The 25,778-nt window shown below is 65.0% G+C and carries 23 protein-coding genes; 15 read left to right on the top strand and 8 right to left on the bottom strand.

Annotated elements, in window-relative coordinates; all coding sequences use genetic code 11:
* Positions 1-672 precede the first annotated feature (672 nt).
* Together F468_RS0107390 and F468_RS0107385 are read right to left on the bottom strand one after the other, a co-directional pair.
* Entirely contained in the window at positions 673-1,908 is a 1,236-nt protein-coding gene (locus F468_RS0107390) for a methyl-accepting chemotaxis protein (RefSeq protein WP_018994861.1), read from the bottom strand.
* 181 nt (positions 1,909-2,089) lie between these two features.
* The gene (locus F468_RS0107385; protein ID WP_038049117.1) at positions 2,090-3,403 is read right to left on the bottom strand and encodes a DEAD/DEAH box helicase; all 1,314 of its coding nucleotides are present in this window, start codon (positions 3,401-3,403) and stop codon (positions 2,090-2,092) included.
* 489 nt (positions 3,404-3,892) lie between these two features.
* Here F468_RS0107385 and F468_RS0107375 point away from each other — a divergent pair, with 489 nt between their 5' ends.
* Together F468_RS0107375 and F468_RS0107370 are read left to right on the top strand one after the other, a co-directional pair.
* Positions 3,893-6,421, top strand: coding sequence for an EAL domain-containing protein (locus F468_RS0107375; RefSeq protein WP_018137697.1), 2,529 nt, complete (start codon positions 3,893-3,895; stop codon positions 6,419-6,421).
* Positions 6,352-6,774 (top strand): EAL domain-containing protein, encoded by a 423-nt coding sequence (locus F468_RS0107370; RefSeq protein WP_255325701.1) that lies wholly within the window; start codon positions 6,352-6,354, stop codon positions 6,772-6,774. Before F468_RS0107375 ends, F468_RS0107370 begins: the two co-directional genes overlap by 70 nt.
* Positions 6,775-6,867: 93 nt before the next feature.
* On the opposite strand, the gene F468_RS0107365 is transcribed toward F468_RS0107370, so the two are convergent.
* Positions 6,868-7,239, bottom strand: coding sequence for a hypothetical protein (locus F468_RS0107365; RefSeq protein WP_018137695.1), 372 nt, complete (start codon positions 7,237-7,239; stop codon positions 6,868-6,870).
* Positions 7,240-7,424: 185 nt separating this feature from the next.
* Between F468_RS0107365 and F468_RS0107360 the strand changes: the two genes are divergently transcribed.
* The 6 genes from F468_RS0107360 to F468_RS0107335 all read left to right on the top strand — a co-directional run bounded on the left by F468_RS0107360 (position 7,425) and on the right by F468_RS0107335 (position 11,545).
* Positions 7,425-8,072, top strand: coding sequence for an ERCC4 domain-containing protein (locus F468_RS0107360; protein ID WP_018137694.1), 648 nt, complete (start codon positions 7,425-7,427; stop codon positions 8,070-8,072).
* Positions 8,073-8,225: 153 nt separating this feature from the next.
* Positions 8,226-8,549: a ferredoxin FdxA gene (fdxA, locus tag F468_RS0107355; RefSeq protein WP_012982432.1), complete on the top strand. Its 324-nt coding sequence runs from the start codon at positions 8,226-8,228 to the stop codon at positions 8,547-8,549.
* A 440-nt stretch (positions 8,550-8,989) separates the two neighbouring features.
* Positions 8,990-9,853 (top strand): hypothetical protein, encoded by an 864-nt coding sequence (locus F468_RS0107350; protein WP_018994860.1) that lies wholly within the window; start codon positions 8,990-8,992, stop codon positions 9,851-9,853.
* Between the two features lie 138 nt (positions 9,854-9,991).
* On the top strand, positions 9,992-10,324 hold the full coding sequence (locus tag F468_RS0107345; protein WP_018137692.1) for a hypothetical protein: 333 nt from the start codon (positions 9,992-9,994) through the stop codon (positions 10,322-10,324).
* Positions 10,325-10,334: 10 nt separating this feature from the next.
* Positions 10,335-11,042, top strand: coding sequence for a C39 family peptidase (locus tag F468_RS0107340; protein ID WP_012982429.1), 708 nt, complete (start codon positions 10,335-10,337; stop codon positions 11,040-11,042).
* Positions 11,039-11,545, top strand: a complete 507-nt coding sequence (locus F468_RS0107335) for a hypothetical protein (protein WP_018137690.1) — start codon at positions 11,039-11,041, stop codon at positions 11,543-11,545. Before F468_RS0107340 ends, F468_RS0107335 begins: the two co-directional genes overlap by 4 nt.
* A 23-nt stretch (positions 11,546-11,568) precedes the next feature.
* Here F468_RS0107335 and F468_RS0107330 read toward each other — a convergent pair whose 3' ends face one another.
* From F468_RS0107330 to F468_RS0107310, 5 genes are all read right to left on the bottom strand, one after another.
* Positions 11,569-12,585 carry a transporter gene (locus F468_RS0107330; RefSeq protein WP_018875331.1) on the bottom strand — a complete coding sequence of 339 codons (1,017 nt, stop codon included), beginning with the start codon at positions 12,583-12,585 and terminating at the stop codon, positions 11,569-11,571.
* Positions 12,586-12,682: 97 nt separating this feature from the next.
* Positions 12,683-14,113, bottom strand: a complete 1,431-nt coding sequence (locus F468_RS0107325) for a sigma-54 dependent transcriptional regulator (protein WP_018994859.1) — start codon at positions 14,111-14,113, stop codon at positions 12,683-12,685.
* 341 nt (positions 14,114-14,454) lie between these two features.
* Positions 14,455-14,844: a DUF4870 domain-containing protein gene (locus tag F468_RS0107320; protein WP_018174522.1), complete on the bottom strand. Its 390-nt coding sequence runs from the start codon at positions 14,842-14,844 to the stop codon at positions 14,455-14,457.
* 94 nt (positions 14,845-14,938) lie between these two features.
* The gene (locus F468_RS0107315; protein ID WP_012982424.1) at positions 14,939-15,829 is read right to left on the bottom strand and encodes a DMT family transporter; all 891 of its coding nucleotides are present in this window, start codon (positions 15,827-15,829) and stop codon (positions 14,939-14,941) included.
* 42 nt (positions 15,830-15,871) lie between these two features.
* Positions 15,872-16,387: a hypothetical protein gene (locus F468_RS0107310; protein WP_018137686.1), complete on the bottom strand. Its 516-nt coding sequence runs from the start codon at positions 16,385-16,387 to the stop codon at positions 15,872-15,874.
* 173 nt (positions 16,388-16,560) lie between these two features.
* Between F468_RS0107310 and F468_RS0107305 the strand changes: the two genes are divergently transcribed.
* From F468_RS0107305 to F468_RS14165, 7 genes are all read left to right on the top strand, one after another.
* Entirely contained in the window at positions 16,561-17,436 is an 876-nt protein-coding gene (locus F468_RS0107305) for a decaprenyl-phosphate phosphoribosyltransferase (protein ID WP_018137685.1), read from the top strand.
* Complete coding sequence (locus tag F468_RS0107300) at positions 17,433-18,404, top strand: lysylphosphatidylglycerol synthase transmembrane domain-containing protein (protein ID WP_018994858.1); 972 nt, start codon at positions 17,433-17,435, stop codon at positions 18,402-18,404. Before F468_RS0107305 ends, F468_RS0107300 begins: the two co-directional genes overlap by 4 nt.
* On the top strand, positions 18,401-19,699 hold the full coding sequence (locus tag F468_RS0107295; protein WP_018994857.1) for an FAD-binding oxidoreductase: 1,299 nt from the start codon (positions 18,401-18,403) through the stop codon (positions 19,697-19,699). The genes F468_RS0107300 and F468_RS0107295 overlap by 4 nt, the downstream gene beginning before the upstream one ends.
* Positions 19,696-20,460: an SDR family oxidoreductase gene (locus tag F468_RS0107290; protein WP_018994856.1), complete on the top strand. Its 765-nt coding sequence runs from the start codon at positions 19,696-19,698 to the stop codon at positions 20,458-20,460. The genes F468_RS0107295 and F468_RS0107290 overlap by 4 nt, the downstream gene beginning before the upstream one ends.
* The gene (locus tag F468_RS0107285; protein WP_018994855.1) at positions 20,460-21,113 is read left to right on the top strand and encodes an HAD family hydrolase; all 654 of its coding nucleotides are present in this window, start codon (positions 20,460-20,462) and stop codon (positions 21,111-21,113) included. Before F468_RS0107290 ends, F468_RS0107285 begins: the two co-directional genes overlap by 1 nt.
* On the top strand, positions 21,110-22,633 hold the full coding sequence (locus F468_RS0107280; protein ID WP_018994854.1) for a glycosyltransferase family 39 protein: 1,524 nt from the start codon (positions 21,110-21,112) through the stop codon (positions 22,631-22,633). Before F468_RS0107285 ends, F468_RS0107280 begins: the two co-directional genes overlap by 4 nt.
* 146 nt (positions 22,634-22,779) lie before the next feature.
* Positions 22,780-25,778, top strand: a 2,999-nt coding sequence (locus tag F468_RS14165) for an autotransporter outer membrane beta-barrel domain-containing protein (protein ID WP_231373174.1), incomplete at its 3' end; no start/stop codon positions are given.

The following is a 25,778-nucleotide window of genomic DNA, read 5'->3' as shown; positions in this document are numbered from 1 at the left end:
GGCGGCGCTGAAACTCGCTGCGCCTTCGGCTTCGCTCAAACAGTCAGCGCCCCCGTTTCTATTTTGAATCGTCCCGCGAAAACCCTCTCCACTCGGCGCGACGACAACGGGGGGAAGGTCAAGACAACAGCTGTCCCGACGATTGTGCTCACGGATGGAGGCTAGGTATTCCGACATCCTGGGCACGCTCGGCCTTCGGCCCTGCGTGCCGCGCCCGCTGGCGGGCGCCAGACCCCATCGTAGGATGTGATGAGCGCCGCGAATCGCATCAGGGGTTGCCCCGACGTCGGAACGGTGCGTTTCGCTTCGCTCAACCGCACCCTACGGCGCTGGAGTTGGAAACAGGCGCGGGGATACCTTCTGTTTTAACCTCCACCCCCCCGTATGAAGCCCCTTGCGGAAGGGTTCTCGGGACGGAAGAGAGGCGCTGACTGTCTGAGCGAAGCCAAAGGCGTAGCGAGTTTCAGCGCCGCCGGCCCGAGGGCCCTGGAGCAAGGTCCCCGGGCGGAATCCGGGTGCCCTTCTTTGGGTACTTTCTTGGGCAAGCAAGAAAGCACCTCGCGGCGCGCTCGCGAGTGAGCGCAGGCAGGCGGCCGGCCGAAGCCACCGTAAACACCGGATGCCGAACCAGGGCCAGCCTCAAGGACGCTAGTAGAGGGCAGGCCCCGGGTGTCAGGCGGGTTGCTGGCGGAAGCCGGCTACCTCGGCCTGCAGGCGTTCGGCCAGGCCTTCCAGGGCCTCGACGGCCTCCTGCATCTCGCGGGCGCCGTCGGCGCTGCGTACCGCGATGTCGTTGATGTGGTGTACGTTGCGGTTGATCTCCTCGGCGACCTGGCTCTGCTGCTCGGTCGCCGAGGCGACCTGGCGCGTCATGTCGTCGATGGTGGTCACGGAGTCGTGGATGTACTCCAGCGTCTCTTCGGCCTCGCCGGCCTTGCTGACCGAGGACTCGGCCTGCTGCTGACTGACCTCCATTGCCTGCACGGCCTTGCCGGCCGCACCCTGCAGGCGCTGGATGATCTCGCGGATCTCGCCGGTCGAGTCATTGGTACGCTGCGCCAGGTGGCGCACCTCGTCGGCGACCACGGCAAAGCCGCGCCCCGCCTCGCCCGCCCGGGCGGCCTCGATCGCGGCATTAAGCGCCAGCAGGTTGGTCTTCTCGGCGATCTCCTCGATCACCTCGAGGATGGACCCGATATTGTCGGAGTCACCCTTGAGCTCGTCGATCACCGTGCTGGCCTTGCGAATCTCGCTGGCCAGGGCGTTGATCGACCCCTGGGTCGCCTGGACCACATTACGCCCACCTTCGGCCGCGCGGGTGGCCTGCCCGGCGCTCTCCGCCGTGCTCTGGGTGTTGTTGGCGACCTCCTGCACGGTCGCGGACATCTGGTTCATGGCGGCGACCACCTGCTCGACATCCGAGCGCTGGTCATCGGTCTCGCGACTCAACTCGTTGCTGCGGCCCTCCAGCTGGCGCGCGGAAGCGGCGATCCCGTCGGCCGCGTCCGCGACCTGTGCAATCAGGCCCGAGAGACGGTCCATGACCGCGTTGAATGCGTTACTGGTGCGGCCAATCTCATCGTCAGTGGTGACCTCGACCCGATGGCCAAGGTCCGCCTGACCGGAGGCGATCGCTTCCAGCCCCGAGGCCAGCCGCTCCAGCGGGCGCACCAGCATGTTGGCCGCAAACCAGCCGATGGCCAGCGCGACCAGAAAGGCCACCACCCAAAGCCCCCAAAGGAGCCACCACAACTGATCGACCAGCGCCGCGTCGACATTCGCCGCCAGGTCACCCTTCATCGTGTGGAAGGTCACCCCACCCATGATCGAGAGGGGGATGGTACTGACGAGAATCACAAGGATCACAAGCTTGAGGCGCAGTCCGCCGATCTTCAGAAGCCGGTTCATGGGGTCCCTCCTTTCCCCGCTATAACGGCCAGGGTGGCCGCTTCTTGATAGCGGGCCCATCTTCGCGCAGGGGTCACCAAGAGCAGGTGATCCGGATCAAGTCGAACGCGGGTTCGCGGACACAAAAAAACCCGCGTCCCAATGGAGGACGCGGGCGGATGCGGTCAGGACGGCCGGGAATCTAGCGGCTGCGCGCAGCCCGATTGCCCTGGGCCGCACGACCCTGTCCAGCCCCGCGGTTACCGCCAGGCTTGCCGCCACGACCCTGGCGCGGCTTGCCATTACGCGCACCACCGCCCGGCTTGGCGCCACGGCGATGGCCGTTGCCATCGTTCGCCGCCGGCTTCGGCGCGTCGAACCCTTCGGTCTCGATCCGCTCGATCGGGCGCTGGATCAGGCGCTCGATACCCTTCAGGAGCTTCAACTCTTCGCCATCGACCAGCGACAGCGCGGCACCCGCAGCTCCGGCGCGACCGGTTCGACCAATGCGGTGCACGTAGTCTTCCGGCACGTTCGGCAGCTCGAAGTTGACGACCTGCGGCAGCTGGTCGATATCCAGGCCTCGAGCCGCAATATCGGTCGCAACGAGCACCGGCACGGACCCGGTCTTGAACTGCTTGAGCGCCTTGGTACGCGCCGCCTGGCTCTTGTTGCCGTGAATCGCCTCGGAGGGCACGCCGTCCTGCGTCAACTTCTGCGCGAGACGGTTGGCGCCGTGCTTGGTGCGGGTAAATACCAGCACCTGCCCCCAGTCGTTGGTACGAATCAGATGACTGAGCAGCTCACGCTTCCGGCTGGTTTCCACCAGGTGTACCGTCTGCTGCACGGTCTCGGCAGCCGTATTGCGCGGGGCCACGTCGACCTCGGCCGGCTTGTTCAGCAGGCTCGACGCCAGCGTGCGGATCTCGCCGGAGAAGGTCGCCGAGAACATCAGGTTCTGGCGCTTTTTCGGCATCAGGCCAATCAGGCGGCGAATATCGCGGATGAAGCCCATGTCCAGCATGCGATCGGCCTCGTCCAGCACCAGGATCTCGATACCGGAGAGGTCAATCGTCTTCTGGTTGGCATGGTCCAGCAGGCGACCCGGCGTAGCCACGACGATATCCATCGGGCCCCGCAGCGCCTTGATCTGTGGGTTCATGTTCACGCCGCCAAAGATGGTCATCGACTTCAGCGACAGGTGGCGGCCGTAGGTACGGACGGAATCATGGACCTGAGCGGCCAGCTCGCGGGTCGGCGTCAGGATCAGCGCCCGCGGACGCCCCGGCTTGCGCTCGGGCGCCGGGCCATCGGTCAGTCGCTGCAGGATCGGCAGGGTAAAACCGGCGGTCTTGCCCGTCCCAGTCTGGGCGGCGGCCAGCAGGTCACCGCCTTTCAGGACTTCGGGGATCGCCTGGGTCTGGATCGGGGTCGGCGTTTTGTAGCCGGCCTGGTCCAGCGCACGCAAAAGGGATTCGGCCAACCCAAGGTCGGCAAAGGAAGAAACAGAAGACATGCAATACTCCAACGGCTACCCGCCGCTCGCAATCGAGGGGCACCCATCGGGGTATGACGAAATCGGGGGGACGGGAACCGAGAAGGTTCCGGATCAGTGAACGGACGCTGACGGGCGGGGCGTTCGGTGAGGCCACTATACCGGGTCGGAAGGTGAAAGCAAGTGATTCTCCGCGGTTTTTTCGCTTAATACCTGATTCACGCGGTAAAGACTCTGGGCCGATTCCACAAACGCTCGTATAATGCACGGATTATAAGAATAAACGCGCCAGGGATGGCCGGGTGACGCAGGTCCAGCGATGCGGATCCGTGTGGCACCCAGGGTCAGACGCGCGTGCCTCACGGTTACGGCATACATCTGGTAGTTCGATCGTCCGTTGCCGACTGTGGAGGAGCACGATGATGAGTACGTCCGGGGCAGCCGCCCGAGCAATGGGTCGCCATTTCCGATCCCGAGCGTGCACATGACTGATTTCGCTCAGGGGCCCCGATGAACGCCCTTCCCCGCTCCCCGGCTTCACGCTATGTGCCCCTGATGTGGCTGGTACTGCTGGCACTGTTCATGCTGCCTGTACTGCTCTGGATGGTCGGCATCCCGGTCCCGCCGCTGGTGCCGCTGGAGCATATGACCGCATTCCACACCGCGACCGAACTGTTCGCGGTGGTCGTGGCGATCGGGGTGTTCGCAGTCGCCTATCATGTGCGCGACCGCCGTCGGGTAATGGCCACACTGGTCCTCGCCACTGGGTTTCTCGCCGTAGGCCTGCTGGATTTCCTGCACCTGATGACCTATCCGCAGATGCCGGATTTCATCACGCCCAATTCCTCGCAACAGACCATCTTCTTCTGGCTGGCCGCGCGGCTCGTCGCCGCAACGGCGCTCCTCCTGTATGTGGCACTCCCCTTGATGCCAAGAAGCCAGGAACCCGTTCCCAGGGGCATGCTGGTGGGTGCTTTGGCGCTAGTCGCAGTGCTTGCCTGGGTGGGGCTATGGCACGAACAGCGCATTCCGGCACTGTTCGTCCCGGGCGAGGGACTGACGCCGTTCAAGATCGCGCTGGAGGGCGTGGTGGTGGTGCTGCACGCCGCCACCCTCCTGGTCCTGCTGCTGCGCCCTCAGCTCATGCAGCGCCCCGGTATGCCGCTGGTGGCCGCCGCGCTGATGGTCCTGATGGCCAGCGAGGTATTTTTCACCCTGTACGATAACCTGTCCGACGGCTTCTTTGTGCTCGGCCACATCTACAAGGTGGCGGCCTATGCGCTGATTTACTGGGCGGTTTTCATCGAAAGCGTACGCGCGCCCATGGCACAACTCCGGGCCGCCCACCGGGATGTCGAGCTCCGCCAGCAGCGCTACGAGCAACTGATCGACACGGCGCCGGACGGGGTACTGGTGACCGACGGCGACGGCACCATTCTGATGGCCAATCGCAACCTCGAACGCCTGTTTGGTTACCCGCGACGGCATCTGATTGGCCAGCCCGTGGAGACCCTGATCCCCGAGCGCCTGCGCGAACACCACCAATCGGTCCGCGAGCAGCAGAGCGACGACATCTCGGAACGGACCATGGGCCAGGCCCCCGACCTGCGGGGACGCCGGCTCGACGGCACCGAGTTTCCGGTCGACATCAGCCTGAATGCCTTCGAGGACCAGGGCGGGCGGCGCATCACCGCCTTTATCCGGGACATTTCCGACCGCCAGCGCCGCGAGGCCCGCATTCAGCACCAGGCGACCCACGACAGCCTGACCGGCCTTCCCAACCGCTGGCTCCTGCACGACCGGCTTGCCCAGAGCATTGCCCACGCCAGCCGTCACGACCATCGCATCGCGGTGATGCTGCTCGATCTCGACCACTTCAAGATGATCAACGACACCTTCGGCCACCACGAGGGTGACGAACTGCTGCGCGAAGTCGCTCAACGCCTGAAGGACGCAGCGGGCAACGACGCCACGATCGGGCGTTTTGGCGGCGACGAGTTCATGATCCTGGTCCCCGAGATTACGGATGAGCTGCAGATCGGGGAGCTGGCCCAGGAGATTCTGGCGCAGTTTGACCGGCCGTTTCAGACCGGCCCCACGCGCCAGTTCAGCTCCAGTGCCAGTCTCGGGATCGCGCTGTTCCCGCAGGATGCGCGGGACGCGAACACGCTGGTGCGCTATGCCGACATGGCGATGTACGAGGCCAAGCGCTCCGGGCGCAATACCTACGCGTTCTATTCCGAACACCTGGATGCCCAGGTACGGGCGGAACAGCAGCTCCAGGAGCGCCTGAAACACGCGCTGGAACATGACCAGCTGGCACTTCATTTCCAGCCGTTGATCGATGCCCGCACCGGGGCCGTGACCGCCGCCGAGGCCCTGCTTCGCTGGAACGATCGGGAACTGGGTGCCGTACCACCATCGCGCTTTATCCCCAGCGCCGAGGCCAACGGGTTGATCCTGCCACTCGGTGACTGGGTGATCCGTCGCGCCTGCCAGCAACTGGCCGACTGGGCACAACAGGGTGTCGACACGTCCATTTGCATCAACGTCTCGGCGCTTCAGTTCCGCCAGCCGGATCTCGTCTCCCGACTCGAAGCGGCACTGAAGGAGGCCGGTGCTTCGCCCGAACGCCTCGAGATCGAGGTGACCGAGACCGTGGCCATGGCCGATGTCGCCCTGACGCGCGAGCACCTCTCCGGGCTCAAGGCGCTCGGTGTGCGCGTATCGCTGGATGATTTCGGTACTGGGTATTCCTCGCTCGCCTATCTGAAGTCGCTGCCGATCGACAAGATCAAGATTGACCGCTCGTTCATCGCGGGGATCGGCCACGACCGCGACGCCGAGATGATCCTGCGCTCGGTGATGGGCCTCGGCCACAGCCTGCACCTGAAGCTGGTGGCCGAAGGCGTGGAGACCGCCGAGCAACTCGCCTTCCTGCGCCGAGAAGGCTGCGACCTGTACCAGGGATGGTTCTACTCGCCCGCGCTGTCGGTGGAAGAATTCCGTGCCACCGTCCACTCTCAACTGGATGCCTGAGGCTCGCCCTGCTGGCTGCGCATGCCATTGGCGATGGCGTGATCACCACGGACCTCGAGGGGCGGCTCAACTACCTCAACCCGGTCGCCGAGCACCTGACGGGATGGAACCAGGCGTCCGCCTACAACCAGCCCCTCGCAAGCGTGTCCCACCGGCTACCTCAAAAGACACTGAAGATCGATGGCAGCTTTGTGCGCGACATGGCGGAGGATCGGGTCAGCCGCGCGATGGTCGAGAGCATCCACCACATTGGCCGCGTGATCGGGGTCAAGACGGTCGCGGAGCGCGTCTCGCACGAGAGCCTGATGGAATCCATGTGCCGAAGCCCCTGGAACCATGCCCTGTTCCGGTAGCGGAAAAGCGACGTTCCGGGTCGGTCGCCGGCTGAATACCGGGAAAGACCGGTGCGGCCGGGAACGAATCCCGACCGCCTGGTTAACCCCCGGTCAGTAGCCCATGTTCGCGTGGACATCCGGCGGGGCCTCGTGCGTTAGCAGCGACCAGGTCAGATGCGCCATGACCTCGGGCGCCACCACGGTGTGGCGATTGCCCCCGTGCTGCATCCCCTCGCGCAGGCGCTGGCGAACCTCGGCCTGCCCCGTGAGGTCGTAGATCACATCCACCTGATCGCCACGGGCCAGGATGTCCTCGACCGATTCCAGCGGAATCCCGCGCGCCTGCGCCAGTTTGCAGCCCTCGGTTTCGCCCTGCTCCGATACCGCGCAAATCTCCATTCCCGGCGTATCGCTGTCCAGCAGCAGTTCCAGAAAACGGCCCCCCACACGGCCCAGCCCAACAATCGCGATCTGAATCGCCATCACTCCCTCCTTGGTTTTCGTTATATCCGGCATGCATCGTTCGGCATGCCCATCCGAGTATAGGGGACATGCTCGCTTTCGCACGCCTGAACGATGTTTGCGGAGACATGGGGAAGATCGGGCCTTTTGGGCGCCGGCCCCGAGCCCCCTACACTCGGCGCATTCACTGCAATGGAGTACACCGCATGAGTCAGTTGCATCTCCCGATCCGCGTGGATCGCCGCGAGCAGGGCAAGATCATCCAGCGCCTCGAGCGCCTGGAGGGCGTGGAATTGGAGTTCGTCGATCTCGATGTCGGCGACTATGAACTCCCCGGTGGGGTCGTCGTGGAGCGCAAGTCCGCCACCGACATGGTGCTGAGCGTCGTGGACCAGACCCTGTGGGAGAACGCCGCCAAGCTTAAGGCGACGCACGACAAGGTGATCTACGTAGTCGAGGGGGACCTCTACGAACCACGCTTCCACCAGCAGGCGCTGGACATCCACCGCGCCCTGACGCATCTGACGATCGCGCTCGGGATCAGTGTGCTGCCCTCCAATGACGAAGACACCAGCGGCATGCTGATCTACCTGCTAGGCATGAACGCCCAGGTGGACCCCGACCCAATCGCACGCCCCGCCAAGCCCGAAAAGCGCCGTGCAGCGGCGGAGTTCATTGTCAGCGGCCTGCCCGGTGTGGAACCCGATCTGGCCCGCGACCTGCTGCGCCAGTTCGGCAGCGTGCGCGACGTGCTGAACACGGATGCCGAGCAACTGGCCGAGGTCGATGGCATGGACCTGGAACGCGCCCAGCGCATCGAGTCCGTCGTGACCCATGGCAGCCGCAAAGGGTAATCCCGCAGGGTGCGGGGATTCACGTGTCTCGCCCCTCGCCTGACGTTACAATGCGCGCTGCAGCCCATGCGCAGGCCCCGGGGGCACGCGCGGCGGCGCTCGCCAGACCACCGGAAGGCGGGACCGCAATTAACTGATTTCAGGGAGAAACCAATGGCGTTCATCGTTCTCGAGAACTGCATCAAGTGCAAGTACACCGATTGCGTCGAGGTCTGCCCGGTCGACTGCTTCCACGAAGGCCCCAACTTCCTCGCGATCGACCCTGACGAGTGCATCGACTGCACGCTCTGCGAGCCGGAGTGCCCGGCCGAGGCGATTGTGCCGGAGGATGATGTCCCGGAAGACCAGCTCCAGTTTATCGAGCTGAACGCCGAGCTCTCGCGCACCTGGCCGGTGATCACCGCGCGCAAGGATCCGCCGGAAGACGCCGAGGAGTGGGACGGCGTCGAGGGCAAGCTGAAGCATCTGGAACGCTAAGTCCGCATCAATGGGGCTGCCAGGCAGCCCCACAATCTCGCTGCATCCGCCTGGCCAGGCGCCCCCCTCTGCATCTCCCGATGCGCTGCAACGGCCTTCTTCCCGACCACCACCCACCCTCCTCGTCCCTGCAAGTCAGCCCGCGGCAACCGTAGCTGGGGTACCCGGTGTCTCCTCGTTGAGTCACTCACGCGAAACCCGATTCCCTCGTGATTTCAATAGGTTCAACCTCGAATGGCCGCGCCCGAGCGCACGCACTGTATCGCGGATGGCGCAGATTGGGTCCGATCGCGATATCCCTTGACTCTATAAGTCATTGTTCTCCCGGACAAACCGTCCGCTGGCCCAAGTCCTGCTAGTTGGGTTGTTGCGTAGCACGGGCCACGTGCACCGGGGCTACGACAACCGTCTATTGCTGGCTAGCCAATGGAGACAAAGCCATGAACTTCAAAAAGACCCTGATTGCTTCCGCTATCGCCCTGGCCTTCGGCCTGAGCTCGGGCCTGGCCCTGGCCAACCCGACCAATACCGCCGAAGGCGAAGTCGGTGATCAGACCGCCACCGCCACCTCCTCGGCCGATGGCGGCGGCGCCTCGGCGAACGAGTATTCCCAGGCGTTCGCAATCAATGACTCCGACCTGTCGAACAGCTCGGACAACAGCACCGCGATCTCGGACTCGGGCAATGACAGCTCCGACAACAGCACGAGCATCTCCGACTCGGGCAACGACAGCTCCGACAACAGCACCGCGATCTCCGACTCCGGCAACACCACAGTCTCGGATTCGGGGAACGACAATTCGGACAACAGCCTGAATGTCTCGGATTCGGGCAATGACAGCTCCGATAACAGCACGAATGTCTCCGACTCCGGGAATGACAGCTCCGACAACAGCCTGAACATCTCCGACTCGGGCAACGACAACTCCGACAACAGCATGGCCCACGCGGACGACAACAGTGCAGCCGCCAACAACGGTTCCACTGCCTCGGTGACCCGTGATCAGAGCGACAACTCCGACAACAGCTCGGCCATCATGGATTCCGGCAACTACACCGCAACTGACAGCTTCAACACGTCGCTGCAGGTGAACGCCGTGGTCAGCCAGAACGAACTGTCGGGTACTGTGACCGGGAACTACGTCGACATCGCCGGTCGTGCCAACCAGGAGAGCCACAACTACATCGGCTCGGATTCCTTCGTAGCCCCGGCGGGGATTACCCAGGTGTCGCAGAACAGCGGCGCAAACAGCCTGACCCAGCAGCAGGTCTCGGTGCAGGCGCACCTGAACCTGGGCAACTAACCGACACGCGCTGTCGGAACGGTGTGCGGCGGGGGCCATCCCCGCCGCATTCTCCCTGCCATGCAAGAGGGTCCGGTCATGTGTAATCCGTCAGCCCACCGGGGCGGCATCGGTTCTGCTGCCTTTCTGTCCGCCGGCATGCTGCTGGTGACAGCCATCGCCCATGCCGAAGTCCCGTCGGCCGGCGATGCACTGCTGTTCGGCTCGGCTCCCGACGCCTATGAGGTGGTCGATCTGGCCACACTGGACGCGCAACGGGCACGCCAGGGCGTGACCAATATTCAGCTCGGTCAGATCCACTCGCGCATTGACCTCGCGAACAACCACGCCGTGAACTCCACCACCGGCAAGAACTTCGTGGCGGCCGGGGCCTTCGACAATGCCCGCGGGATCTCCACGGTCATTCAGAACAGCGGCAACAACGTCGCCATACAGGAATCGATGATCGTGAACATCACGATCAACCCCTGAGGAATCACCAATGCCCATCCGCCGTTGGTTCCTCTGCGTAGTCATAACCACCGCGCTGATGCTTTCGCCTGCCCTGTCCGCATGGGCCGGCGGGGCCCAGTTCCCCGGCATGATCGGCAGCATGAACGTGCCGGTGGAGAGCCTGAAAGACCTGCGCTTTCGCTCCATCGTCCCGCAGCGATACGACTTCAGCTGCGGCTCCGCCGCCCTGGCTACGCTGCTCACGTACCACTACGACCGCCCCACCACAGAGGTCGAGACCTTCGACAGCATGTTCCGACGCGGCGACCAAGACCTGATCCGCGAACAGGGCTTCTCCATGCTCGACATGAAGCACTACCTGGAGGCCGAACAGGGCATGCCCGCCGACGGCTTTCGCATCGGGCTGGATGACCTCGACAATCTCGGGGTGCCGGCGATCGCGATGATCGAGACTCGGGGCTATCGCCACTTCGTGGTAATCAAGGGGCTCGAAGGCGGACGGGTACTGGTGGGAGATCCGGCTCTCGGGGTCAACAGCTACACCCGTAACGAGTTCCAGCAGATCTGGGTCAACGACATCCTGTTCATCATTCGCGAGGACGTGGACCTCGCCCGGCATCGCTTCAATGCCTCCGAAACCTGGGCCGCCGTGACCCGCGCGCCGATCGAGTCGGGTGTCGTGCGCAGCGACCTGGCGAGCTTCACCCTGCATCTGCCCCGCGCGAGCGACTGGTGAGCGCCATGATGAAACGCCTGCCCTGCTGCATCCTGGGCGTCATCCTGGCCAGCGCGACATGGGCTACAACGGCTCATGCCCTGGATGTCCTGCCCCCCCTCGGCGACGAGCGCGTAGTACCGGATTCGGTACTGGAGGCCCAGCGCGGCGGCTTCTTCGGGCGCGATGGTCTGGAGATCTCGATCGGGCTGGAACAGATCACGTCACTCAATGGCGAAGTGATCAACCACTCCACCCTGCGCCCCCTGAGCGATATCACCAGCGGCTCCCACTGGCCCGGCACCGACCTGCGTTCGGTCGTCATCCAGACCGGGGGCGCGATGCCGGCGGAAAGCTGGACCTCGGGCATGGGCTGGGTCACTGCGATCCAGAACGAACTCGACGGACAGGACATCCGCCACCAGACCATCCTGCAACTGGAGCTGGGCAATCTGCAGATGCCGCGCGGGGACCTGGGTCGGGCACTGGAACAGCACATGCTCGAGCGTGGCGGAGGCTTCTGAACCCTCCGCCACGGCAACGCCCCTCAAAAACGGATCGGCACCCGCAGCGTGGCCTGCACATCCGGTGCGGCCTCGGTCGCCCCGACACCAAGCGAGAAATTCACACTGGTGCGGTCCGTCAGCCGGTGCGAGATCCCCCACAGTACGGTCCCCACCTGGCGCCGCCCGAACACGGGCTCCAGCCCGCTTTCGTTCTCCACCCGCGTGCGGAATACCGTGCTGTGGTCGTAGCCAAAGCTCATCGAGGTGCGGTCGTTCAGGCTGATGGCCATCCCCAGGCTCATGCCGACCGCGTCGCCGGGATTGACCTTGCCATAGCCATCGCCCACATCGCGCTCGATGTTCCAGAGATAGCTGACGTTCGCAAAGATCACGGCCGGGTCGGTCGGATAGATCATCGTCACGCTGGGCTGGATGCTCCAGAACCCGGAGCCGGTGGGCTGCTCGAGGAAGATCTCGCCCAGGCGATTGTTCTCATCGTCCAGGATCTCGCGGCGGGCGACATCGAAGGGCCCCTTACCAGTCGTGCTCTTCGCCTTGAGGTTGCCAATAAAGAACGGCCGACCTCGATCCGCCATGTTGAACTGGTAAGACACGCCGAACTCGATATCGCCCAGTCCCTGCCCGGTGGAGCCCGTCACACGCTCCAGCGCGGTCGCCTCGAGGATGTCGCGCCGGCGCACCTGCTGCTCGCGGTAGACATACGGGATCTTCATCCCGACCTCCAGCCGCTCGGTCAGGCCATAGCGAAAGCTCACCGCCGCGGTCAGCGTGTCGCGCTCCGTCTCGCTGACATCAATCAGCCCGATCGCCAGGGCCGGGATGATGGTGAACCCCTCGATCGACACATCCAGCGAACTGCTGTGCACGTACGACAACGACGGCTCCACTACCCACTGCCCCTTCGGTGTGAGCACACCACGTTCCTCGAAGACCGTCACCTCGGGGCCCGAATCCACCGGGGCGTCCCCGACCGCCTCGCGAGCCTCCTGGCCCACGGCCGGCCCGGCCAGCCCGATACAAAACGGTACGATCCCCAACCCACTTCTCCTGACCCATCGCTTGTCCACCGTCGTTCTCCATGGCCCCAGGGGCCGAACTGTTACGCAAGGGCCACTCTCTTCCCCGTCACAAGATTCAGGGCGCATTGGAACGCAGCCCGTACTTGTCGAGCAGGCGGTAGAGCGTCATCCGGCCCACCCCCAACTGGCGCGCGGCCCGCGAGACATTGTTGTCGCACTGGCCCAGCACCTTGATCAGCAATTCCCGTTCGGCGGTCGAGCGCGCCTGGGCCAGCGTTTGCGGCTTCTCGGCATTGCCCGAAGCGGCCAGTCCCAGATCCTCCGGCCGAATCAGGCGTCCCTCCGCCATCGTCACCGCCCGCCGCACCCGGTTCACCAGCTCGCGTACGTTTCCGGGCCAGGCATGGGCATACATCGCCTGCCACGCGGCCTGGGTAAAGCCGCGCAGCCGAGGGTTCTGGCTGCGGAACTGCTCGAAATAGAAGCGCGCGAGTTCTTTCAGATCCGTGCCCCGCTCTCGCAACGGGGGCACATCCAGCTGGATGACATTCAGGCGGTAGTAGAGGTCCTCGCGGAAACGACCGCGCTCGACGGCCTCGTCCAGCGCGACATGGGTCGCCGCGAGCACGCGCACATCCACCTTGATGGGCTGCAACCCGCCGAGCCGCACCAGCGTTCCCTCTTGCAGGAAACGCAGCAGATTGACCTGTAGCTCCAGGCTGAGATCGCCAATCTCGTCCAGCAGCAGCGTGCCGCCATGCGCCAGCTCGAACTGCCCGATCTTGCGTCGACCCGCCCCGGTAAAGGCGCCTGCCTCGTGGCCAAACAGTTCCGACTGGATCAGCTGCGCCGGCAATGCCCCGCAGTTCACTGCCACAAAAGGCCCGTTCGCCCTTCGTGAATGTCGGTGCACCGCCAGCGCAGCCAGTTCCTTGCCGGTGCCGCTCTCGCCCTGAAAGAGCACCGGTGCCTCGGAGCCCGCGACGCGCTCGATCTGGCGGGCCAGTCCCTGCATCGCCGGGCTATGCCCAACGATGGGAATATGGTCCGACTCGGCATCCTGATTGGGACGAGTGGGCCGCGCTTCCAGCGCCGCCATGCCGCATGCCCGTCCCAGCGTGATTTCAAGGCGCGCCTGGTCGAATGGCAGGGTATGAAAGTCGTAACAGGACTCCCGGATCAGCTCGCGAACGTCGTCGCGCAGTAATAGATCCGGGTGAACGAGCGCGATCCACTTCACATGCTGATGAGTGTGTACAAACTCGGTCACCCAGTTCGGGATGGGGCTGCCCAGGTCGACAAGCCCAACACGCACCTTGCTGAGTGTCCCCTCCGTTACCCCACCCCGCCCCGGGACGCGCCACAGCGTCCAGGCATCGGAGAAGCTCGGCATCGATTCCCCCGCGCCGCCGCCACCGTCTACCCATGCCACCTCGCGCACCATCGCAGTCGCACAGGCGCGCTGCAGTGCATAACGCGATTCGTCGGAATCCCCCCGGGGCAGGAAAGTCCCGCCATCCACCGACCGCAAAAAGGAACCATTCAACCTTCGCGATCCGGCCATGCCCGTCCCTATTGTTCAGATCCAGATTTACTTGCCGGTTCGACGCAACCGACCCATCGCTGGAAGTTCAGCGTTGTCTCTGCCGGAATATAGGGGAAAAGAACGATCGCAACATTAAACAAGGAGCGCGAAATTAACCACCAAAAAGACTTACAATTTATTTTAATGAAGGGCATTAATATTCCCGAAACCAGATTCGCCCGAAAATAAAAAGGGCCGCTCGAGAGCGGCCCTTTTTGTGATGCATTTAAAATCCCCGACCGTATGATACGGGGACACTACGTCTCAAACACGAGACAATTCCTGAGCATCACTAACCAATGTCACCACAGCCAGGTCTCCGGCTGCTCGATCGACCGGTCTTCGTTATTCGCCAGCAGACCCTTGATGCAACGCACCAAAAGCCAGACGATCATGAACAGCAAGACCAGGAATCCAATACCGATCGGGGTCAAAACAGCCCCTACGATCACGCCGAGCAAGCCAATCCAGAATGTACGAATCTGGTAGGTAAAATGCGTGTCGCTGACCGCGTCCCCGTCGTTGCGCTTGATGTAAGCAATAATCAAACCGGCGATCGCGGTGAGCGCGGTCAGAAAGCTGACCAGATACAGTACGTACACCACAGTCACCATCGTGCGCTCCTTGCGCGGACCCGGCACGGGGCGGCTCACATCGCTCGGTTCGACTTCCGGTCGTGTTCCTTCGCTCACCTTGCACCTCCTGTCGGCATGGTCATGCTCATTGCGAGCCTGTTCGCCGAGACTAGCACTTCTGCTACTGACCCAGTGACAGGCGCAAGCCCCCCTACGCTGGACCCGCCCAGACGATCAGCACGATCCCGAGCAGGGCGAACACGAAGCCTGCCAGTTGCACACGCGACATACGCTCGGCCTGAAACAGGCGGGCCATCAGCGCGGTCGGCGCGGGCGACAGCGCCCCGGCCACCGCAATGATCGACAGCAGTCCCATGCGTACGGCCACGACAAAGGCCAGGGTCGCTGCCGCCTGGAACAGCCCCGCCAGCGCCAGCAGCACGAAGGTGGAGCGGCTCATCCCGCGTTCGGGCCGCAAGACCAGCATGACAAGGGCAAGCGTCAGGGCCCCGACCGCCGAGGTGGCCACCACGGGCCACAACGGTGATCCGGCCTGGGCCTGATCGAGAAACACGAAGACCAGGCCGAAGCAGACCCCGGCGATCACGGCGTCCAGCAGCCCCTTGACCGGATGCTCACCCCGCGCCAGCGCAATCAGGCCACGAACGGGTTGATCCAGACGCCGCGGGCTGGCCTTGCGCGCCCCGCCCGAGATCATGCCGATGGCCACCACGATGGCGGCAATGCCGACCAGCGCCAGCACACCCGGCCGCTCACCAAGGGCCAGGCCCACCCCCAGCGGCACCAGAGCGGAGATCACACCAGTAATCGCCGCCACCAGGCCCATCGAGCCCTCGGCCAGCCCGCGATAATAGGCGAGAAGGCCCAGCGCCAGCGCCAGCCCGGAGGCACCCCCCCAGATCAACGCCTGCGGGCCCGGCAGCCCCGCAAGCGGAACGGCGATCAGCAGCAGCGCGCCGGTGGCCAGGAACTGCGAATAGCAGGCCACCACGAGCGCGGGGATTCGGCGCGAGGCCAGGCCACCAAAGAAATCCCCAGCGCCAAACCCGAGCGCCGTCAGGAGTCCGAGGAAAAAGGCCATCAGCGACGCCGCCGCGAAACCGGCGCTCGCCGCTTCAGGGGCTTATTCACCCGCCTGTTCGAGCAACTCCTTCAGCCGGTCCTCGTTCGCGGCGCTATGAATACCGGTAACGGTGCCGTCACCGTCCAGCAGGATCACGGTGACCTCTTCCGGTGTGTGCGGCATGAAGCCCGCGTCCTGTTCGGACTGGGTCACCACCGTCGGATATTCACGTGCCTGCATGCGCGGCAGCACGACGTTCTCCATCACGTGCGGCGGCATCTGGTGGATATCCGCGATGTAGATCACACCGATCTCGTTGCGCTCTTCCTCGGTCATCTCGCCGAGCACGGCGTTGGCGATATCGGCCGGGGCCATCTCCACCGTCTTGAGGATCACGCGCGCATCACCCGGGATCTGCAGCGGGTTGCCGTGCTGGTCATTCAGCGTGCGCTCGGGGAAGGCCTCGCCTTCGGCCACTTCGTCGGCCGAGGCGTTGGCACCGCCATCGCAAGCCGCGAGGAACAGAGTGGAAGTCGCCACTAGCGCGGCGAGCAGGAGTGCGGACAGTCGGTTCATGGGGGTTCCTCCAGGGCTGTGAAACAATGCGCGCCGTGAACGGTCGGTCGTTCGCGGCAAACGCCGCCGATGGTAACGCATCCCTGGCCCCAGTAGACTTCACGGACTCGCCGACCCATGTACCCACTCGCGTTGGTCCGTGTTTCCCAGAGCAAATGCCCCGGAACCCCTCGATGCTTCAGCCACTGATCAAACTGCTGCGGCCGCACCAGTACATCAAGAACGGGTTTGTCCTGCTGGGCGTCGTATTCGCCCACGAGTGGGAACCGGCGATGCTGCTGGCCGCGGGGGTCGCCTTTATCGCCTTCTGTGCGATTGCGAGTGCGGTGTATGTGCTGAACGACATCGTCGATGTCGAGGCCGACCGCCAACACCCGGTCAAGTGCAACCGGCCCATCGCCAGCGGGGCAATCCCGGTCGGGACGGCCTGGGCGATCTTCGCCACACTGGTGGTGGTCGCCCTCATACTGGCGGCCATGGTCAGCACCGGCGTGACCGCCCTAGTGCTTGCCTACCTGGTGCTGAACGTCGCCTACTCCTGGTGGCTGAAGCATGTCGTCATCCTGGATGTGTTCAGCATCTCGGCGGGCTTCATGCTGCGCATCCTGGCCGGCACGCTCGGGCTCGGGATCGAGCCCTCGCAGTGGCTGCTGCTGTGCGGCCTGATGCTCACACTGTTTCTCGGCTTCGCCAAGCGCCGCGCGGAACTGGCGGATACCGCAATCGAGCGCTCTCCCGAACGGGAAGGCCCGCGCCGCGTACTCAATGACTACAGCGTGGGCCTGGTGGACCAGTTCATCGCGATCAGCGCGGCCTGCACAGTCCTGTCGTACGGGCTCTACACGGTCAGTGCCCAGACGATCGACCTGCACGGCACGGATGGACTGATCTACACGCTGCCGTTCGTGATCTACGGCATCTTCCGCTACCTGTTCCTGCTGCACGCCCGTGGTGGCGGCAACGACACCTCGCGCGACCTGGTCACCGACCCGCACCTGCTCGCAACGGTTGCCGTCTGGCTGGGCGTCACCATCGCCGTACTCGCATGAGTGCGGTCCTGCTGTCCGGCTGGCGCATGCGGGCCGTGATGCTATCCGTCATCGCGGCCGTTGTGCTGTATCTCGGGGTTGCGCTGTGGGCGGGGGCCGCCGAGGTCTGGCATGCCCTCGCGCTGGTGGGGATCGGGGGCCTGCTGCTGGCCCTGTCGCTCTCATTGGTGAACTACTCGCTGCGTTTCACACGCTGGCAGCTCTATCTGCGCCGGCTGGGTCACCACGTGCCCCTGCGCAGGAGCGCCCACATCTACCTGGCGGGCTTTGCCCTGACCACCACACCCGGAAAGGCCGGCGAGGCCCTGCGCGGCGTATTGCTGAAGCGACGCCATGTTCCCTATACCGACAGCTTCGCGGCCTTCGTCAGCGAGCGTCTGTCCGATCTGATCGCGGTCGTGCTGCTGTCGATGCTGGGCTTCACCCTGGTGGCCCAGGGTGGCTGGCTGATCCTCGCCGGGGCCAGTGCGGTGGCGCTCGCGCTGGTCATCCTGTCGTGGCGCCGACCACTCGCACGACTGCAGACGTGGACGGACCGGCCCGGCCAGCGCCTGTGGCGGACCGTTCATCACCTGGCGACTATCCTGCTGCAGGCCCGGCGCTGCCACCGCCCCACCCTGCTGGCCGGGGCGACCATTCTGAGTGTGGTCGCCTGGAGCGCGGAGGCGCTCGCCTTCTGGTGGATCCTCAACGCAATGGGCTTCGAGGCCAGCTTTGCCTTCGCCGCATTCGTGTTTGCGCTGGCGATGCTGGCCGGCGCGCTGAGCTTCCTGCCCGGCGGGCTCGGCGGGACCGAGGCCGTGATGGTCGGCCTGTTGCTGCTGCACGACATGCCCGCGGCCGATGCGGTCGCCGCCACCATGCTGATCCGCTTCACCACCCTGTGGTTCGCGGTCATCCTGGGCCTGATGGCCCTGGGCACCAACCCCGAGGCTCGCGGCCGCGAACAACCGGAGGCCACGGCATGACCACGAGCTGGAACCGCATCCCGCGTGTCGCGCACGCCGCCGAGGTCACGCTGAACCGGCGCGGCCAGCCCCTGCCCGGGGCTTCACACCCACTGCTGGCCTACGGCCTCGGCCGCAGCTACGGCGACGTCTGCCTGAATCCCGGCGGGAGCCTGCTGCATACCCGCGACCTCGACCGCTTCATCGCCTTCGACCCGGACACGGGCCGCATTACCGCCGAGGCCGGCCTGACCCTGGACGACTTGCTGCGCTTCGCGGTCCCGCGCGGCTGGTTCGTGCCGGTGGTACCCGGCACGCGCTTTGTAACGCTCGGGGGCGCGGTGGCCAACGACGTGCACGGCAAGAACCACCACCATGCCGGCAGCTTCGGCGAGCACGTCCGCGCCATGACCCTGCGCCGCTCGAACGGCGAATGCCTCGAGGTGACCCCCGACGACACCCCGGACTGGTTCGCCGCGACCGTCGGCGGGCTCGGGCTGACGGGCCTGATCGAGACGGTCACGCTGCAGCTCGTGCCCGTACGCACGCCCTGGATGCGCGCGTGGTCGCAGCGCTTCGACAGCCTGGACGAGTTCTGGGAGCTGGACGCCCGGGCCGAGCGCGAATGGCCCTACACCGTCGCCTGGATCGACTGCCTGAACCCGGGCCCGCGCGGCGAGGTCGGGCGCGGCATCTACAGCGGGGCGCGCCACGCCACCACCGCACCGGCGCGCAGCCAATACCGGGAGCCCCGCCGTGCCATACCGCTGGACCCGCCGGTTTCACTGGTGAACCGGGTGACCCTGCGGCTGTTCAACCAGCTCTATTACCGCCAATCCGTACACCCGACCGCCCGCGCCGTCCATCACCTGCCCTGGCTTTTTCCGCTGGACGCGATCCGCCACTGGAACCGCATCTACGGGTACAAGGGCTTTTACCAGTACCAGTGCGTGCTGCCCCCGCATGCGCAAAAGGACGGCATGCAGGCGTTGCTCGACGCCGTGGCCGCCAGCGGCCAGGGCTCGTTCCTCGCCGTGCTCAAGCGCTTCGGGGATCGCGCGGGGCCGGGCATGCTGTCATTCCCCCGTCCTGGGGCGACCCTGGCGCTGGACTTCCCCGAACGCGGCAACGAGACCGAGCACCTGTTCCGGCGCCTGGACCACATCGTGCAGGAGGCCGGCGGCGCGCTGTACCCGGCCAAGGATGCGCGCATGTCACCCGACCTGTTCCGCAGCGGCTTTCCCCGCTGGGAGGAGTTCGCTAGCTTTGTCGACCCCGAATTCTCCTCCGGCTTCTGGCGCAGGGTAACCAAATGAACCGTTTGCAATCCGTCGTGATCCTCGGCGCCACCTCGGCGATCGCCACCGCCGTCGCGCGCGAACTCGCCGAGCACGGGGCCCGGCTCTTCCTGGTCGCGCGCGACGGCGAGCGGCTGGAGCCCCTGCTGCAGGATCTGCGCGTACGCGGCGACGATGCCTCCTGCACGCGCATCCTCGGCGCAACGGCCGACCTGGCGGACGTCGACGCCCACGCGGACGTGTGGACACAGGCCCAGGAGGCGCTGGGCGACAACATTGATGCGGTGCTGCTGGCCTGGGGCACGCTGCCGGATCAGGACGCGTGCAACGCGTCGGTCGCGACCACGCTGGAGGCAATCCATGTGAACGGCACCAGCGCCATCGCCTTCCTGGCCCATATAGCGCCCGACTTCGAACAGCGCGGCCGTGGCGTGATCGCCGCCATCGGGTCGGTCGCCGGCGACCGCGGGCGCCAGAGCAACTACGTCTACGGCACCGCCAAGGGCATGCTGGCCACCTATCTCCAGGGGCTGCGCAACCGGCTGTTCTTCAGCGGCGTGGATGTGGTCACGATCAAGCCGGGTTTCGTGCGCACCCCGATGACCGAGGGCTTCAATCGCGCCGGCGCGCTGTGGGCAGAGCCCGAGACGGTCGCGCGCGGGATCGTCAAGGCCATGCGCCGCGGCCGCGATGTCGCCTACCTGCCCTGGATCTGGTGGGGCATCATGACCGTGATCCGCCTGATCCCCGAGTACCTGTTCAAACGCCTGAAGCTGTAATGACGGCTCCGCAACGCATCGTGCTGTTCGACTTCGACGGGACCCTGACCCGACGCGACAGCCTGTTCCCGTTCCTGCGCTTCACGCTGGGTACGCCGCGCTTTCTCGCGTCCCTGCCCGGGTGCCTGCCGACACTGGCGGGCTTCGCGCGCGGGCGCATCGCCAACCAGGTCGCCAAGGAGGCCGTGCTCCAGCGGATGATCGGCGGCGCATCCCTGGACGATCTGCAGGCCCGGGGCCATGCCTTCGCGGATCGCGTGCTGGACCGCCTGCTGCGACCGGCCGGCATGGAACGCCTGCAACACCATCAGGCGGCCGGCGACACCTGCGTGCTGGTCTCGGCCTCGCTGGATCTGTGGCTGCAGCCCTGGGCCGAGCGCCATGGCCTGGCCGACGTGATCTGCTCGCGCCTGGCGGTCGACGAGCACGGCCGCGTCAGCGGGCATCTGGACGGAACCAACTGCCAGGGCGCGGCCAAGCCCGCCGCGATCGCCAGCTGGCTGGGGCGCTTCGATCCGGATACCCCTGTGGATCTCTACGCCGCCTATGGCGACACCGCGGGGGACGAGCCCATGCTGCAGATGGTGACCACGGGTTATCGGCTGCGGGGCGGCCGGTTCGAGCCGGTCCAGACGGGCACGTCGTCGGCATGAGTGCAGATCGGCTGCCTCCCGGCGCGCCCTGGCTCGCGCGCCACTACGGTGCGGCGCTGCTGACCGCCCTGGCCGCCAAGATCCTGATCGCCTGGACCCTGCCGATCACGGGCGACGAGGCGTACTTCCTGATCTGGGGGCAGAATCCCGATCTCGGCTACTACGACCACCCCCCGATGGTCGGCTGGTGGCTGAGCCTGGTGCTCGCGATCTCGGACCACCCGCTCGCGATCCGGTCACTGGGGATCGCCGTATCCATGGCCCCCGCCCTGCTGATCCTTGCACTGTGGCACCGGCAGGACCCGGTCCGGGCGCGTCTGGTCTCGCTGATCGCCCTGTTCATGCCGCTGCTGTTCATCGCGGTGCTGACCGCCACGGACACGCCGCTGCTCCTGTTCGGCCTGCTGGCCACCGGCCTGACCTGGCACGCGCTGCGCACCGGGCGTCCGGGCTGGTTCCTGCTGGCCGGGATCGCGCTGGGGCTGGCCTTCCTGTCGAAGTACTTCGCGGTGCTGCTCGGGATCGCGCTGGGGCTGCACATCCTGCTGTTCGCGCCGCGCCACTGGCGCGGACTGCTGTTGATCATCCTCGGCGTGGTGCCGGCGGTGGCCCTGAACCTGTACTGGAACTGGGACAACTGCTGGTACAACGTGATGTTCAACATCGTGAACCGGCATGGCGGCGACGGGATCGACCTGACCAACCTGCTCGCCTACGCGGCGATGCTGGTCTATGTGTTCACCCCCTGGCTGCTGTGGTTCATCGCCCGCGAGTTCCGCGTACTGGGGCCCGGCATCCGTGAACATCGCTTCGGGGTCTTCCTGAGCGCCGGGCTGATCCCGCTCGCGGTGTTCGCCCTGCTGGCGCCGTTCAAGAGCATCGGCCTGCACTGGCTGGCGGTGTTCGTGCCCTTCCTGCTGCTGCCCGCCCTGTTCCTGAGCACCCGCGCGCTCAACGTCAGCGCCTGGCTCTCGGCCCTCCTGGCCGGCGTACATGCGGTGGTGCTCCTGATGATCGCGCTGATGCCCGTGGAATGGCTCGAGAACCACGACCGTTACGCCGATGCGGTCTACTACCTCGCCCCGGAATCCGTGGCCGCGGCCGTGAACGAATACGAGCCGGACTGGCACGTGTTCACGCGCAGCTATTCACGCTCCGCGGTCCTTGCCTACTACGCCGGACGCGACGTCGGGGTGTTCGGCTCCGGCTCGCACTACGGCCGCCAGGACGATCTGCTGACCGACTTCCGCGCCCTGGACGGCGCCAACCTGCTCTACGTTGCGACCCGCGGCGAGGTCGACCCCGACGACCTGGAACCCTTCTTCGACGAGGTCGTGGTCCGCCGCCAGGCGATCCGCGGGATCGACTGGGAGATCGCCGAGGGGCACGGCTTTCGCTATGACGCCTACCACGAGCAGGTGCTGAGCGAGGTCCTGGCCGACTACTACGCTATCCCCGCCTGGCTCCCCGAAGGCCGCTGCGACTTCACCGATCGCTACTCAACGTCCTACAGCCGCTAGCCCCCGCTCTCCACACCGAATCTTTCGTGTTCCCCGTCTATTTGAAGGGGGCATGCTGCCAGTGCCATTGGCATCTTGAGGCGCAACGCCCCGCGAGGGGTCCCGGAACCATTGCCCAAGCCATCGCTTTCGCAAGGAGAACCCTGATGCCCTCTTTCCGCCGTAATCCCGTACATCGTGCCATTCAAACTGCTGTGCAGCGGTCGAACCCATTGCCTCGGCAGTCGTTCGCAGCAGGCGTAATTGCACCAGCGGTCCTGGTGATCGGTAGCGGCGGCGTTTGGGCAAACGAGGAAACCACCGTCTGGACCGGAGCAACCGATGATGATTGGTTTACTGAGGAAAACTGGGATCCGGAGGCTGTTCCGGACAACGAGACCTATGTTGACCTCCTGACCGATGCCGACGAGGTTCACATACCCGACTCTGGAGAAAATGCGGTGGCCGACACCGTTGGCGTTGCCGGCCACGAGGACACGACTCTCCAGGTTGAAGGCACGCTGGAAACCGAACAAGCCTTGCGGATCGGGACTTCGGTGTTCGAAGAAACCCAGGGCTACGGAACGGTGACGATTGAAAGCGAAGGCGAGCTAAACGTCGATGGCCTCGGGGCAGGATTCGGCGAAGGAAAACTGGCGCGCCTGGAGGTCGAAAGTGGCGCCACGTTCACGAATGACGGCTTCGCCATCCTTGCCCTGGAGGACGGCTCCGAAGCAGAGGTCACTGTTGAAGGGGAGTGGACCAACGCAGGAGAGCTGACAGTCGGGAGGCAAGGCGAAGCCACCGTGACGGTACAGGGTGACGGCGAGGTAACCGCGGAGGAGAGTGTTTTCGCCTCCTCATTTTTAGGCCAAGCGGGGAGCGCCGAAGTGACGGTTAAAGATGGCGCCCGCTGGGAAACTGAAGCACTGTCAGTAGGACAGCTTGGCAGCGCAGAAATGCGCATAGAGGACGGCGCCACCGTAGAAGTAAACGACGATGACGGCGAAGCCACCACGATCATTGGGACTCAAGAGACGGGTACCGGCACGATCATCGTGACGGGAGATGATTCAGAGATGGAAACCGATATGCTTGCCGTCAGCCAGGAAGGCGTAGGCTCGATGGTCATCGAGTCTGGCGGCAGCGTAACCGTGCAGGAAGAAAGTCACGTAGCACGGGAAGATGGCTCCTCAGGTTCGGTAACGGTCAGCGGAGAAGGCTCGTCGTGGAACACCGACACCCTCCGAATCGGCCGCTCCGGCAAAGCCGAACTCCAAATTACAGAAGGGGGAAGCGTCGAGAGCGATGGCCTAAGCTTTGCCGGCGTTCAGTCCGGATCCTCGGCCTCAGTGAGTGTGGCCGGAACTGGCTCCAGATGGAGCGCCGCTAGCAGCATCCGCATCGGAAGCGAGGGCGAGGCCGAGCTGGATATCCAGGATGGTGGCGCCGTTAACAGTAATTCAGGCTGGATTGGCTTCAACGAAGGGGGCGTAGGCGAGGTACGCCTGTCAGGGGGAAACAGCAGTTGGTCAGTATCGAACGAACTGACCGTAGGCTTGAATGGCGATGCCCTGCTGCATGTGGGCGACGACGCAGAAGTCCAGGCCGGCAGCGGAATCTGGATTGCACGGAACGAGGGGTCTTCTGCAGAAGCGGTTGTCAATGGCTTCATGTCCAGCGATGACGTTATCCGTGTCGGCACCGGCGGGGTGCTGCGAGGCGACGGTGTGGTCAGCGGGGACACCGTGGTCGAGGGCATGCTGGCCCCGGGTAATTCGATCGGAAGCCTCGCCGTGGGCAACGGTGATCTTGAATTTGCCGGGGGATCGGTCTACCGGGTAGAGGTCAATGACGGTGGTGACGAGGCCGGTGTGAACAACGACTTCGTCACGGTCGAGGGAAACATTGTCATTTCCGAGGATGCTTCCCTCCACGTGACATCGGAGAGCGGCACCGATGACGGATCGACCTATGCACCGGAGACCACCTACAACATCCTCAGCGCGGAACAGGAGGTGCAGGGCGAGTTCTCCGAAGTGACCGACGATTTCGCCTTCCTGTCCCCTTCCCTGGAATACGGCGAGGACGCGGTATTCCTCACCCTCACCCAGGTGGCCGATCTTGGGGACGTCGCCCGCACGCCCAACCAGCGGGCGGTCGGCACTGCCCTGGATACGCAAGTCAAAGATCAGGGCGCCAACACCATCACCAGCGCGATCTTGTCGATGGACGAAGATCAGGCACGCGCCGCGCTGGATGACCTGTCCGGCGTCGAACATACGCATGTTCAACAGATCGGTCTGCGCGGTGCCCAGCGCTTCCGCTCCGGCCTCAATGGCCGCATGTCGGGTCGCTCGAGTGGCCCGGCGTTCGGCGAAATGGCAAGCCTCGATCAATTGATGGGCCTGCAGCTGGCCTCCGCCGGGCAGGCACGCGACCTCGTGGAGGGTGAATCGGGTCCCAACCGCGGTTGGTGGGTGACCGCCGAGGGGGGTCGAGGCGACATCGACGACACGTCCAATGCCTCCGGAGCCGATTACGATTTCGGGGGGATCAGTGTCGGGTTCGATACGCCGGTCTCGGACAACGTCTTCGTCGGCGCGGCCATGGGATACACCCGCAACCGTGCCTCCACCGCAAGCGGAGACCTTGACGTCGATTCGTTCCATCTGGCCGGTTACGGTGGCTGGCAGCAGGATGCCCTGTACGCACGCGGCAGTCTGGGCGTCGGATACCACCGGGCGGATTCCGAACGCTCTGTTGCCACGCTGAACGAGACCGCCACCGCCGACTACTCGGCCCGAGGCATCGGGACCGGCATCGAAGTGGGCTATGTCTTCGAAGTCACGGACGTCGCGCGGGTGACCCCCTTTGGCGGCCTCGACTACGAGTATCTGCGCCGCAGCAGCTTCAGCGAATCCGGCGCGGGAGCCGCCAATCTCGATGTCGACAGCGAAAGCGAATACTCCCTCCGCAGCCAGGCGGGCGTACGTTTCGACCAGACCTTCGACACCACAGGTGGCTGGGTGGCCCCCTACGCCGAGGCAGCCTGGGTCCATGAACACGGTGATCGCGCGAGCCGGATGGATACGGCCTTCTCTGGCGACTCCGCAGGCCGATTCACCATCGAAGGGCCGCGCCTGAGCCGCAACCGCGCTCGCAT

It is taken from the genome of Thioalkalivibrio sp. ALJ2 (assembly GCF_000378325.1).
In the GTDB taxonomy this organism is placed as follows: Bacteria; Pseudomonadota; Gammaproteobacteria; order Ectothiorhodospirales; family Ectothiorhodospiraceae; genus Thioalkalivibrio.
This window is presented reverse-complemented; position numbering and strand designations above follow the sequence as displayed.